This window comes from Chryseobacterium sp. VD8, assembly GCF_037149975.1.
Lineage (GTDB): Bacteria > Bacteroidota > Bacteroidia > Flavobacteriales > Weeksellaceae > Chryseobacterium > Chryseobacterium indicum.
Genome location: NZ_JBBCQL010000138.1, coordinates 1 through 11,917 on the forward strand (window position 1 = coordinate 1; position 11,917 = coordinate 11,917).

Annotated in this window: 13 protein-coding genes; 5 read left to right on the forward strand and 8 right to left on the reverse strand. The window is 34.9% G+C overall.

Translation table 11 applies throughout. The annotated features are described in order from the left end of the window. Positions 1 to 588 (forward strand): type IX secretion system plug protein (locus WFK35_RS14645; RefSeq protein ID WP_442892057.1); only part of this gene is annotated, 588 nt, incomplete at its 5' end. A gap of 122 nt (positions 589 to 710) precedes the next feature. Here the strand turns inward: WFK35_RS14645 and WFK35_RS14650 are convergent. Both WFK35_RS14650 and WFK35_RS14655 read right to left on the reverse strand, forming a co-directional pair. After that, positions 711 to 962, reverse strand: a complete 252-nt coding sequence (locus WFK35_RS14650) for a hypothetical protein (RefSeq protein WP_336733180.1) — start codon at positions 960 to 962, stop codon at positions 711 to 713. A 3-nt stretch (positions 963 to 965) separates the two neighbouring features. After that, a complete protein-coding gene (locus WFK35_RS14655; RefSeq protein ID WP_214590798.1) occupies positions 966 to 1,193 on the reverse strand; it encodes a hypothetical protein in 228 nt (75 codons plus the stop codon). Between the two features lie 454 nt (positions 1,194 to 1,647). Between WFK35_RS14655 and WFK35_RS14660 the strand changes: the two genes are divergently transcribed. Further along, positions 1,648 to 3,600: a M4 family metallopeptidase gene (locus WFK35_RS14660; RefSeq protein WP_336733181.1), complete on the forward strand. Its 1,953-nt coding sequence runs from the start codon at positions 1,648 to 1,650 to the stop codon at positions 3,598 to 3,600. Between the two features lie 83 nt (positions 3,601 to 3,683). Here the strand turns inward: WFK35_RS14660 and hemH are convergent, their stop codons facing one another. Both hemH and WFK35_RS14670 read right to left on the reverse strand, forming a co-directional pair. Further along, entirely contained in the window at positions 3,684 to 4,706 is a 1,023-nt protein-coding gene (gene hemH / locus WFK35_RS14665; protein ID WP_336733183.1) for a ferrochelatase, read from the reverse strand. Between the two features lie 62 nt (positions 4,707 to 4,768). Next, entirely contained in the window at positions 4,769 to 5,647 is an 879-nt protein-coding gene (locus tag WFK35_RS14670; RefSeq protein ID WP_336733184.1) for a NifU family protein, read from the reverse strand. A 391-nt stretch (positions 5,648 to 6,038) separates the two neighbouring features. Between WFK35_RS14670 and WFK35_RS14675 the strand changes: the two genes are divergently transcribed. Beyond that, positions 6,039 to 6,575 carry a gamma carbonic anhydrase family protein gene (locus tag WFK35_RS14675; protein WP_214590795.1) on the forward strand — a complete coding sequence of 179 codons (537 nt, stop codon included), beginning with the start codon at positions 6,039 to 6,041 and terminating at the stop codon, positions 6,573 to 6,575. Between the two features lie 151 nt (positions 6,576 to 6,726). Here the strand turns inward: WFK35_RS14675 and WFK35_RS14680 are convergent, their stop codons facing one another. Beyond that, positions 6,727 to 7,167 carry a hypothetical protein gene (locus WFK35_RS14680; protein ID WP_336733185.1) on the reverse strand — a complete coding sequence of 147 codons (441 nt, stop codon included), beginning with the start codon at positions 7,165 to 7,167 and terminating at the stop codon, positions 6,727 to 6,729. Between the two features lie 82 nt (positions 7,168 to 7,249). On the opposite strand from WFK35_RS14680, the gene WFK35_RS14685 reads away from it, so the two are divergent. Both WFK35_RS14685 and WFK35_RS14690 read left to right on the forward strand, forming a co-directional pair. After that, positions 7,250 to 9,376 (forward strand): helix-turn-helix domain-containing protein, encoded by a 2,127-nt coding sequence (locus tag WFK35_RS14685; protein WP_336733186.1) that lies wholly within the window; start codon positions 7,250 to 7,252, stop codon positions 9,374 to 9,376. Between the two features lie 130 nt (positions 9,377 to 9,506). Continuing rightward, positions 9,507 to 9,875, forward strand: a complete 369-nt coding sequence (locus WFK35_RS14690) for a hypothetical protein (RefSeq protein WP_336733188.1) — start codon at positions 9,507 to 9,509, stop codon at positions 9,873 to 9,875. A 2-nt stretch (positions 9,876 to 9,877) separates the two neighbouring features. On the opposite strand, the gene WFK35_RS14695 is transcribed toward WFK35_RS14690, so the two are convergent. Genes WFK35_RS14695 through WFK35_RS14705 form a run of 3 tightly spaced genes read right to left on the reverse strand, consistent with a single transcriptional unit; the run spans position 9,878 to position 11,814 of the window. Continuing rightward, positions 9,878 to 10,567, reverse strand: a complete 690-nt coding sequence (locus WFK35_RS14695; RefSeq protein WP_336733189.1) for an endonuclease/exonuclease/phosphatase family protein — start codon at positions 10,565 to 10,567, stop codon at positions 9,878 to 9,880. After that, the gene (locus tag WFK35_RS14700; protein ID WP_336733191.1) at positions 10,564 to 11,019 is read right to left on the reverse strand and encodes a hypothetical protein; all 456 of its coding nucleotides are present in this window, start codon (positions 11,017 to 11,019) and stop codon (positions 10,564 to 10,566) included. The genes WFK35_RS14695 and WFK35_RS14700 overlap by 4 nt, the downstream gene beginning before the upstream one ends. Before the next feature lie 12 nt (positions 11,020 to 11,031). Continuing rightward, entirely contained in the window at positions 11,032 to 11,814 is a 783-nt protein-coding gene (locus WFK35_RS14705; RefSeq protein WP_336733192.1) for a DUF2971 domain-containing protein, read from the reverse strand. Between the last annotated feature and the right edge of the window lie 103 nt (positions 11,815 to 11,917).

Here is an 11,917-nt window from a genome sequence, read left to right on the forward strand (position 1 = left end):
AACCAGCTTCTTTTTCAGCAGCTTTCCTTGATATTTCCCGGTAATAATGAATTTTATTATTTCGATAATAAGAATATGAACATGGCTGCAGATATGGTTCGTGCAACCGAACTTTTGGATGGAGTTAACCAGACTTATCTTCATCCGGTCTGGGCTTTCCCGCTGAATTATCAGTATCAGCCGGACGTTAACGGCGCGTGGTATTACCGTAGAAATGATCTGGGAAGAGAGAGGGATGCTACGAGAGAAGCAGATTATTCATGGGTACATTTTTACCTTGATTCTGAGCCGGTCGACAAAGAAATTTTTGTTTTGGGAGGGTTCAATAATTTCAAACCAGGCAAAGAAAACCAGATGCAGTATGATGAGACATTAAAAAAATATGTGGCAAAAATATATCTGAAGCAGGGGTTTTACAACTATATTCTGGCAACAAAAAATCCCGATGGAAGACTTAATTTCGGTGAAGTGAACGGTAATTTCTGGCAGACGGAAAATCTTTATCAGGCATTTTTATATTATGCCCCTTTCGGAAGAAATTACGATGGATTAATGGGGTATGGCGAATTCAGAACTCCGGTGAGATGATTTTATAGCCGATTGATTTCATGCAAAAATAGTAATGTCATTTTTTATTTATAAAAGCTAAAAAAACCTCACAGATAAATCCGTGAGGTTTGAATATAATAATAGTCTGGAAGTTTTGGTGATTATGTTTTGAATACAGCGGTTATTAAAATGTTTTCTTCATCTTCAAAAAGATAATGGATATTTACTGGGAAATCATGCATTGTTTCCACGAGAGTTTCCTGAATCTTTTTTCTCTCTTTTTTTGAAATTCCATTTACACATTCTTTTAATTCTTCTAAAAAATCAGTTCCTTTATATTCTTTTTCCGCATTAAAAACTCTCATAAGCAGTCTTATGTCGTTTTTGGCAATAGAAGAGAGTAATACATTCATTGTTTAGGCACAGTACTTTTTCAGCTCCGAGATATTTTCGTAGAAGTCTAGTTTAGTGTCGGGATTTTCTCTGTGAAACTGAATTCTATATAAAATTTCGTCCAGATAAAATTGCGATATCGCTGTTTTATTTTTCATTTCAAGGCTTTCTACCATCTTCGCAAAAGTTTCCAGCATTTCCGGATTTAAGTTTTCGATTTTATTTTTTAGAATTTCGGCAGTTGCATTCATCTGATCTGTCTTTTTAATTAGCAATGTGATTTTATAGGGTAAAGTTAATAAAAAATATTTATTTTCAAAATATTTGATATTTAAAAAAGGGGGGCTTTTGTTTATTTTTTAATTTTTTTTAAAAATTTTAAATTTTTTAAGGGGGGTGTAAATGTGATTTTAAATTTTTAACATTATCTTGAATTTCTAGCCTTTTCTTGTATAATTCATACATTTTTGAATTATAATGCCCTACATAGTGAAAAAAATAATTCATAAATTAATTATTTATGTTAAATATTTTAACATAAAATATGTTTAATGATTAAATTTTACATTAAAGAAGTTGTTTATTGTAAAATTGTGATTATGATTTTTTTGCTGATTTATAAATTCTATTAAATATTTAATATTTATTTCGTTAATTTGGTATAAATCTTTTGTTAATTAAATTTAAAACCAATAAATATTTATTATGAAAATGAAATTTATCTTAGTGTCAAGTGTTGCTGTATGTTCTTTTGTTTTCGGACAAAATGTACCGTCTAAACTAATTCCGGCTAAAGACGGACTGCATGCAGATTTTATGAGATTCGAAAAAGACAGACCTGCTTTTCAGGGCAGTCCGGTTTTATTTGATGAAACTTCACAAAGACTATCCCAAGCTCAGGGTCGCAAGTTGGGTTTTGAAAAAGATCAGTTGGGATTTGAAACGCACAGATTTCAGCAGACCATCGATGGAATTCCTGTAGAATACGGGATGATGGCTGTACAGACCAAAGACGGCAAAATTGTAGGAGAATCCGGAAAATGGATTGTTAAGACTCCTAAAAACTTAGAAAAAAGTGCTAAAATTTCCGAAAGCATCGCATTACAGAACGCGATGGCATTTGTAGGCGCAGATTCTTACAAATGGCAGAATAAAGAAGAGGAAGAATTTATTAAAAAAGAATCAAATGATGCCAGTGCATCTTTCGCTCCTAAAGGAGAAGTGGTTTATTATTCTGATCCTGCTGATGATAAAATGAAGGATTTGAAGCTGGCTTACAAATTCGACATCTATGCTGAAAAGCCATTAAGCAGACAATATGTTTTTGTAGACGCAAAAGACGGTAAGGTATTGGGAGTTGATGCAATTATCCACGAAGTTAATACCCCGGGAACAGCTGTTACAGGTTACAGCGGAACCAGAAGCATCGTTACAGATTCTTATAACGGAAGCTACAGATTAAGAGAAACAGGAAGAAACGGCGGAACGGCTGTTCAGACTTTTGACCTTAAAAAAGGAACCAACTATGCTTCGGCAGTAGACTTTACAGATGCGGATAATACATGGAATAACGTTAATACCAACAAAGATCAATATGCAACTGATGCGCATTGGGGAGCAGAAATGACGTTGGATTATCTGTATACTAAATTCGGAAGAAAGAGTATCGATAACAATCATTTTGCAATAAAATCGTATGTGCATTACTCTACCAATTATTTTAATGCCTTCTGGGACGGAACCAGAATGACGTATGGTGACGGAAGTTCCACAACAAACGGAGGAAAACCTCTTACAGCTTTGGATGTTTGTGGTCACGAAATCACTCACGGGATGACTTCTAAAACAGCAAATCTTGCTTATCAGAGAGAATCAGGAGCTTTAAATGAAGGCTTTTCCGATATCTTTGGAAATTCAATAGAGCGTTGGGCAAGACCTACACAAAATAGTTGGAAATTAGGAGAAGATTTCAGCTATGTAATCAGAGACATGGCAAACCCGAATGCTTACGGACAGCCGGATACTTATCTTGGAACGTACTGGAAAGCAACTACTACAACAGGTTGTGCAAGTCCTACTCAGACCAATGATTACTGTGGAGTTCACACGAATTCAGGAGTTCTTAATTTCTGGTATTATTTATTAGTAACCGGAGGAACCGGAACTAATGATAAAGGATTTGCTTACAATGTTACAGGAATCGGTCTGGATAAAGCGGCAGCTATCGCTTACAGAACACTTACAACATATTTATCCTCTTCTTCCACTTATCTGAATGCAAGAACGTATTCTCTTCAGGCTGCTGCAGATTTATACGGTGCAGGAAGTGCTGAAGTTACTCAGGTTACCAATGCATGGAATGCTGTGGGAGTAGGAGGCGGAACGTCTGCTGCAGGAAAAACTGCCGCTTCAGATGCTTCATTATACACAATAAGTCCAAATCCGGCAACCGATAAATTTACCGTATCATTTGAAGGTAAAGAAGGAAGCGGAGTAGTAGAAGTAATGAGCTTGACGGGTAAAAGAGAAATTTCCGAAAAAGTGAAATTAACAGACGGAGCGAACAGAGTGGAAATTCAGCTTCCGGATAATATGCTTCCTGGTATTTATGTAGTAACTGTAAATGGACAAAAAGCAGGAAACTTAATTAAAAAATAACAGTAGTAATATCATAATTAAAAAAAGTAAGACCATAGGATTTTCCTGTGGTCTTCTTTATTATGTTAATATCAAAAAGATTATTATACGAGGTAAAACTCATGAAGCTTTTCTTCGCAAAGTGTTTTTACCACTTCAAACCATCGGTCTTCATCATTAAGACACGGTATGTAATGGAAACTTTCTCCGCCGCCGTGTAAAAACTGCTCTTTTCCTTCCACTGAAATTTCTTCCAGTGTTTCCAGACAGTCTGAAACGAAAGCCGGACAGACAATTGCCAGATTTTTCACTCCTTTCTTAGGGATGGTTTCCAGTGTTTCATCGGTGTAAGGTTCGATCCATTTGTCTTTTCCTAATCTCGACTGGAAAGAAACAATGGTTTTTTCCTTTGGAAGATTCAGTTTTTCAATTACCAGATTGGTTGTTTTGAAACATTGGTGACGGTAGCAAAACGTATGACTCGGATTGCTTTCTCTGGAACAGCAGTCGTTCAGATTACACGTTTTCGTTGGATCGGTTTTATAAATATGTCTTTCCGGAACTCCGTGGTAAGAAAACTGAAGCGCATCAAAATTTTCAGGAAGTTTTTCTCTGATGCTTTCCGCTAAACAGTTGATGTAAATATCACGATCGTAAAAAGGCTGAATATAATTGATCTTTACCTTCGGAAACTTTTGTTTTCTTACTTCTTCTGCTTTTTCCACCACCGTTTCTGTGGTACTCATTGCATATTGAGGATACAGCGGGAAAAGTACAATCTCGGAAACCCCCTGATCTACCAGCTTCTGAATTCCGGCTTCAATACTCGGCTGCGCATATCTCATCCCGATTTCCACAGGAACATCCACCACTTTCTGAAGTTTCTTCTGAATTTTTTCTGTGATCACGATAAGCGGCGAACCTTCGTCTGTCCAAACCGTTTTATAAGCTTCCGCAGATTTTTTCGGTCTTGTGTTCAGGATAATTCCCTGTACCAGAAGCGCACGGAAGAACCAGCGGTAGTCGATCACTTTTTCATCCATCAGGAATTCATCCAGATATTCTCTTACATCATTTACTGCCGTAGACTTCGGCGAACCAAGATTTACTAATAAAATTCCTTTCATAAAATATAAATAATGAGCAATGGGTAACGAATAATTAAAATATTACTGATTGCTTATGTTTTTTATCCGTTTACAGCTTCCACTTTTTCTACTAAATCCGGAACAAACTGTTTCAAAATATTTTCAATTCCGCCTTTTAGCGTAGCTGTTGAGCTTGGACATCCGGAACAGGCACCCTGTAAAAGCATTTTTGCGGTTTTATTTTCTTTGTCATATTCCATTAAAGAAATTTTTCCGCCGTCGTTTTCTACTGCAGGAGCTACATATTCATTTAAAATATCTGAGATTTTCTGTTCGTCGTCTGTATATTCTCTGTTGATGATTTTTTCAACAGGATTTTCATGCTTTTGAGCCTCAATATTTGAAATTTCGCCGCCGTTCTGTAGGTATTCTGCAATTAATGCACGAACCGTCATCATTACCTGATGCCATTCCACAGAATTGTCTCTCGTAACTGCTACAAAATTATCTGAAATGAAAGCTTCCTTCGCAAAATCAAATTCATTGAAAATTGCCTGAGCCAAAGGAACGCCTTCAGCTTCCTCTCTTGATTTTACTTCTACAAAACCTTCAAGCAATAATTTGTTCGAAACAAATTTCATGACATTCGGGTTCGGAGTCATTTCCGCATAAATCTGGTACATTTCTTTCTTCTTCTGAAGATAAATTCTCGGGTTTGCAAGCAATTCATCCTCAATTACATTTTTAATGCTTTCTGCCACATGTTCCCATTCTACCGTATCCTGTTTGGCAACTGCCACAAAATTTGCCGTAATGAAAATTCTTTCCACAAACGGATAATTGAAAAGTTCCTGAGCAATCGGAATTTCTGAAATATCTGAATCTCTGTCCAACTCCAAAGATCCCGGAATGAGATTGTAATCTGCTACAAATTTCATCACTTTCGGGTTTTCGGTTGGCTCTATAAGTATCGTACGCATTTTTTCTTTAAATTTGAGATACAAAAATACGCATAAGAAGTGGATTGAAGAAAATGGATAGTTAGATTTTTGCTATTAGTGTTATTATTGATTTGAATCCATGAATTTCAGTTATAAAATTTCCTTATTTAATATTCTCGCTCTGATACTCTTCATTTTTGCTATGTATACAGCTTGTAGAACGGAAGGGGAGTTTTTGCTTTATGGAGTGGTTTTGTTTTTTGGAATCTTTGTTCCTATTTTATTGTTAATCATTGATTTTGGATTTCAATATGTTATTAAAAGTAAACTAACCGTTCTTTTTTTAGAAATGATAGTATCAGTGATAGGAGGACTGCTCATTTATCTTTATGTGTCACTTTTAAATTTGTTAAATTAACACTACATACATATGGCTTTAATAAAAGAACTTTTAGGTAAAACACCACAAATAGGAGAAAATACTTTTCTGGCAGAAACAGCAACAATCATTGGCGATGTTACCATGGGAAAAGACTGCAGCATTTGGTACAATGCGGTGATTAGAGGAGATGTTCATTACATCAAAATGGGGAATAAAGTAAATGTTCAGGATAATGCAATGTTACACTGTACCTATCAGAAACATCCTCTGAATATCGGAAATAATGTATCTATTGGTCACAACGCAATTGTTCATGGTTGTACTATTAAAGACAATGTGCTTATCGGAATGGGAGCGATTGTAATGGACGACTGTCTTGTGGAAGAAAACTCAATCATTGGAGCAGGTTCTGTGGTAACGCAGGGAACCCACGTGAAATCAGGAGAAGTCTGGGGCGGCGTTCCGGCAAGAAAAATCAAAGACATCAATTCGCAGCTTCTGGAAGGAGAAGTGAACCGAATTGCAGATAATTACGTAAAATATTCTTCATGGTATAAAGAAAACGTGAAAAATGTGGAAGGATAAATTTTAATTCAATAATGGATGGTGAATTTTGCTTCGCAAGTAAATTTTTCACAGTAAATTTAAATTCATAAAAATAAAAAGCATTGCTGAAATTTTCAGTAATGCTTTTTTATCCTTAGTGAAATTCCTGATAGAATTTTATAATAGTTTTTTAATAAATCAGTTCGGCTTTACCTTTTATACATTTAATCGCTGTTGGAGGATTCACCATCATGCAGTCCGACATAATTCCGTATTTCTGGTTAAATGCTTTTACTTTTTCTGTATAATCATCAATTCTGTTTAAAATACTTTCCTCCATTTTTTTAGGATAGGCAATATAGAATTGAGGTCCGCCGCAGGATTTAGCGCCCATCGGAGCAAAAGCCCATTCAGTTGCATCCGTACATTTTTCTTTCGTAACTTCAGATTCAATGGAAACCCGAATTCTGTCGAGCTGTGCCTGATCGTATTTCTGGCTGCTTTCATCGGCAGGTCTTTCGGCGATATCCTGAGGAAGATTGGCGTTTGCTTCTTTTGCGGTTCCACACGAAACTAATATTACAGAAACACTGAATAATACAGCAGAAATATAAGAAAGAGGTTTTAGCATAATAACTTTTTTCTGTTTCAAAATTTTCAAAACTTATGCCAAGATAAGGATTTTAAGTTTCATTTCCGTAATTTTGACAACGATGAACAATCATTTTTTTGACTTAATAGAACATACCAACCGAAGCGTATTTTTAACGGGAAAAGCAGGAACAGGAAAGACGACTTTCCTCAACGATTTTGTAAAGCGTACCAGAAAAAAACACATCGTTGTTGCTCCTACAGGAATTGCAGCCATTAATGCAGGTGGTGTAACCATTCATTCTATGTTTGGACTGCCGCTAAGAACGTTTTTACCGACTACGGAAAGAATTGATACGAGTCTGGCAAATAATATTGCAGACCTGATGCCTCATTTCAAATACAGAAAAGATAAGCTTAAACTTTTGCGGGAAGTAGAAGTAATCATTATTGATGAGGTTTCCATGCTTCGATCTGATGTTCTGGATATGATGGATTTTTCTCTGAGGTTTATCCGTAGAAATAATCAGCGTTTTGGAGGCGTTCAGATGTTTTTCACCGGAGATTTGTATCAGCTTCCGCCGGTTGTGAGGGATGAGCATATTCTTAAAATGTACTACAATTCGCCTTTCTTTTTTGATAGTCATGCGATTAAGGAAATCCCTTTGATTACCATAGAACTTACCAAAGTTTACCGTCAGTCAGATGAAGATTTTCTTGCCATTCTGAATGCCATCCGTGACGGAGATATTGCGAATATAGATTTTGAAAGGCTAAATGAAAGATATGATCCGGATTTTAATTCCGGAGACGAACCTTATGTTTATCTCTGTTCGCACAATAAAATGGCAGACGATATCAATCAGGAAAAACTCGACGAAATAAAAATAACGTCCAAAACCTACGAAGCGAAACTTTTCGGAGAATTTAAAGAAAATCAGTTCCCAAACGAACAGTTTTTAGACCTGAAAATAGGAGCGCAGATTATGTTTATCCGAAATGATATTTCCGGAGAAAAAAGATATTTCAACGGAAAGTTGGGCGAAATTTCTGCGTTGGACGAAAACGAAATTAAAGTAATTCTGGATGGAAGCGAAAGGGAAATTACCGTAAAGCGTGAAGTCTGGGAACAGAAAAAATATTTTCTGGATACCGATAAAAATATCAAAGAAGAAGTTTTGGGAAGTTTCGAACAGTTTCCGATAAAATTAGCATGGGCGGTTACCATTCATAAAAGTCAGGGTTTAACCTTTGACCGCGTGATTATTGATGCCGGAAAGAGTTTTACAGCAGGACAGGTATATGTTGCTTTATCGCGTTGCCGTACTTTGGAAGGGATTGTTCTGAAATCTAAAATTACGCCTGAAGTTATCTTTAAAGACAACAGAATCCTTCATTTTCATTCCGATACAGTTGCCAATGATCAGGTAGAAGGGATTTTAAATAACGAAAAATACGATTACAGCATCAGGAAAGTGCTTCGTGCGGTCGATTCTCAATGGCTTTTAAAAGAAATTGAAGACTGGAACAATCTTTCAATCGTAACGAAAAGTCTGGATCATCTTAAAACGAAGCAATTATATAATCAGTTAAAACCTGAAATCGTTAATCTCGGCAAGATATTCGAAAAACTGGAAAGGGTTATTTCCCAAAAGGTGAATAATTTCATTGAGCAGAAAGAAGAATGGTCTGAAATTGAAAGCAAAACCAAAGGTGCGGTGAACTTCTTTTTTACCGCAATCAGAGATAAGGTTTTCAGTCCGCTGAAAGATTTTTATGCTGAAATTAAAGGAACAAAAGGTCTGAAACAGTATAACGAAGATTTCCGGGTTTGGCTGGAAGATATTGAAGAATATTTAAACAGTTTAAAGGAAATTCACTTGCTGGAAACCAAGCTTCTGGATGAGATCAACAACAAGGAAGTGACTATGAAAGTCGCAAAAGTTCCGTCTCAGGTTCTCACGTTCCAGTTGTTTGAGCAGGGAAAAACCATCGGGGAAATCGCTCTGGAAAGAGGTTTGGTGAAAGAAACCGTGATCGGTCATCTCGCGAAATTTGCAGAACAGGGATTGCTCGATATTTCAAGAGTGGTCACTTCAGATAAAATAAAAGCCTTTGAAGATATTTTCTACAAAGATCCCAAAGAAACTTTAACGGAGTGGAAAAATGTTCTCCCAAGTGATTTTGAATTTAATGAAATCAGGATTCTGATCAATCATTTTAATTATCTGAGGGAGAAGAATCAATAAATATTGCTGATGTATAAATCACAAACCTCACAGGTTTTTAAAACCTGTGAGGTTTTTTATCATAATTTTTTTTTGGAAGAATAAATTCCTGATGAATTTTTGTATTTTTAGGTGTTAAATCCTCATCACAATGAAATATCTATTTACTTTTTTGTTTGCCTTTTTACTGAATGCAGATCACGATTCCAAATTCAATTACGATCTCCTCATTGGTTCATGGTCGCAGAAATCCATTGCGAACAGCAATTCTACCGGAATATTCACCTTTAAAAAAGACAGTACGGCAAGTCTTGAAATGATCGATCAGGTTTCCAACGGAATGATTGGCGGAATGACCGGTCCTTATAAAATTGAAAAAACCAAAGGAAATCTGAAAATTACGTTACTGGGAAAAGAAAAAACATTTGAAATTCAGGAACTGACTAAAGATGTTTTGGTGATTCAGAATAAAATGGAAGGTAAAGAAAAACAGGTTTTTAAACGGCACATTGATAAATAGCTTTAATTTAAGATTGTCATAAAAACGCCTTTATGATCACTCACCACATTTTTATCCACAAAAATTCCGTATTCTGTATCGTCTGAAAAAACTTTCGGAATCACAATATGATCAATATTTTCTTCAATTTCTGAGGTAGAATTGATTAAGTTTAATTCTTTAAATAGACTTTTTAAAGTTTCCGTTGTGCTGGAACTGATTGAAAATCGTTCTTCACCTTTTCTGAATGATGTATTAAAATCACCAACGATAAAAATATTTTTGTTCTCTGCATAAATTTTTCGACAATCCTGAATCGTATTCTGTAATTCGATATCCACAAAAGGTTTTCGGTTAAACCAAGTTCCGATAATCGTACAATAGAAAACAATTTTTCCCAATTCTGTTTCAAATTCCAAAGCGAGATTGGTTTTATCATCTGCCACAGCATATTTTTTCGAATAAGGAATTTTAGAGTACAAAACTGTCCGGAAAGCTTTTTCTCCTTTTAAATATTCCGAATAATTGAGATTTTCATAAACGGTGTTCTCAGGAATCGGCGAACAGAGATATTGATACGGAAAATTTTGAAGATCAAGATCAATGGCTTCCGTGAGAATAAGAAAATCGAAATCAAACTGATTAAGAAATTCCGCGGTTCCTGAAGGTTTCTTTTTTCTTGCCCAATCGATGTTGAGGGTTGCGACTTTCAATATTCCCTGTTTAAAATTAATTTCCGTTGATTGTTGTCATAATAACTTGCATAACGACTTGTATCTTTGAAGAATATTTCTTCATTTTCTATTTCATTAAATCTTTGCTTATCGGTCTTAGCAAAATCAATTACCGTAAATGTATTTTCATCTAAAACAGTAAAATCAACGAGTTTTAAATATTCAGGAACAGATTTTCTGTCGATCATAATCTTTCCGCCGCCAAGTTGATGTCTGTTCTGTCCATTTTTCTTCACTCCGGAAACCCAATATTCTTCACCTGTTTCAATATCAAAATGATTTCCCGAAATGCCGGGAATTTTGAGCTTTTTAAGAGCCTTATTATTGAAATATACCGTTTGTCCGGATTTTGAAAATTCAACCCAACCAATCCACGCAGATCCGTGATGACCGGAAGATTTGTTTTCGATATACCTTATTTTCGGTTTCATGGCTTTTGAAATTTATTTTAAATCTGAGTATTTAATTTCTTTTTTTAGATTGTATTTTTGAAGTAAATCTGAAATTATATCGAAAAACCATTGTGGAGCTTTTGGACTTACGATAATTTCTTCAATTAGGGTATTAACATCAACATCTAAATATTTTCCAAATTGATTTTCTTCTTTTGACCAATCATACTCTAGTCCAGATTCAAAAGGTACTTTATAAATCAATCTTATTTCTTTTTCGTAATCATAATGAATACTCTTATGAATTATGGGGTAGTTCATATTTCCTAATTGCATTTTATCTTTTTTATAATCAAGATATTTAATTTCACTTAACTGTATTTGTTCATCAGTGTCTTGAAAAGCAGCTTTTAATCTCTCAATATTAGTTGTTATCATAACTCCTTTGGATAAATCTGAATAAATTTTCCACAATGCATATGATTCTGAATTGTATTTATTCCAACAAGAAACACAAACTAATTTTTTATATTTCTCTTTGGCTTCTTTTTCTTCAGCTATTTTTTGTTCTACATGCTCTTCAACACTAGTGCTAATAATATCTAATAAATGATTTTTAGTAAAATATGTATACCATTCTTTATAATCTTTAGCTGTAAGTTCAGGAACTGTTCCTTCATAGTTATCTTCAAATTTATCTAGTCGAGAAAAGTATAGTCTATTTGTTTGAATTAGTGAAAGAAACTTGACTAAATCTAAATACCTTACTATTTTATAATTATCTGAAGGAAAATATACTGGAGCAGTTTTAGTTGTGGGTATTTCAATTGGCATTGTAGTTTTTTAGTAAATATAAATAATTTTAAACCTAAAGCTATAGAGAATTTAAAATTTGATAAGTTTTAGTTATTCATAGTTTTTCCCTGAACCTCACCAT

Bases quoted from the DNA above. Each gene is read 5' to 3' on its own strand.
- WFK35_RS14650 (WP_336733180.1), bottom strand. From the start codon at position 962: ATGAATGTATTACTCTCTTCTATTGCCAAAAACGACATAAGACTGCTT.
- WFK35_RS14655 (WP_214590798.1), bottom strand. From the start codon at position 1,193: ATGAATGCAACTGCCGAAATTCTAAAAAATAAAATCGAAAACTTAAAT.
- WFK35_RS14660 (WP_336733181.1), top strand. From the start codon at position 1,648: ATGAAAATGAAATTTATCTTAGTGTCAAGTGTTGCTGTATGTTCTTTT.
- hemH (WP_336733183.1), bottom strand. From the start codon at position 4,706: ATGAAAGGAATTTTATTAGTAAATCTTGGTTCGCCGAAGTCTACGGCA.
- WFK35_RS14670 (WP_336733184.1), bottom strand. From the start codon at position 5,647: ATGCGTACGATACTTATAGAGCCAACCGAAAACCCGAAAGTGATGAAA.
- WFK35_RS14675 (WP_214590795.1), top strand. From the start codon at position 6,039: ATGGCTTTAATAAAAGAACTTTTAGGTAAAACACCACAAATAGGAGAA.
- WFK35_RS14680 (WP_336733185.1), bottom strand. From the start codon at position 7,167: ATGCTAAAACCTCTTTCTTATATTTCTGCTGTATTATTCAGTGTTTCT.
- WFK35_RS14685 (WP_336733186.1), top strand. From the start codon at position 7,250: ATGAACAATCATTTTTTTGACTTAATAGAACATACCAACCGAAGCGTA.
- WFK35_RS14690 (WP_336733188.1), top strand. From the start codon at position 9,507: ATGAAATATCTATTTACTTTTTTGTTTGCCTTTTTACTGAATGCAGAT.
- WFK35_RS14700 (WP_336733191.1), bottom strand. From the start codon at position 11,019: ATGAAACCGAAAATAAGGTATATCGAAAACAAATCTTCCGGTCATCAC.
- WFK35_RS14705 (WP_336733192.1), bottom strand. From the start codon at position 11,814: ATGCCAATTGAAATACCCACAACTAAAACTGCTCCAGTATATTTTCCT.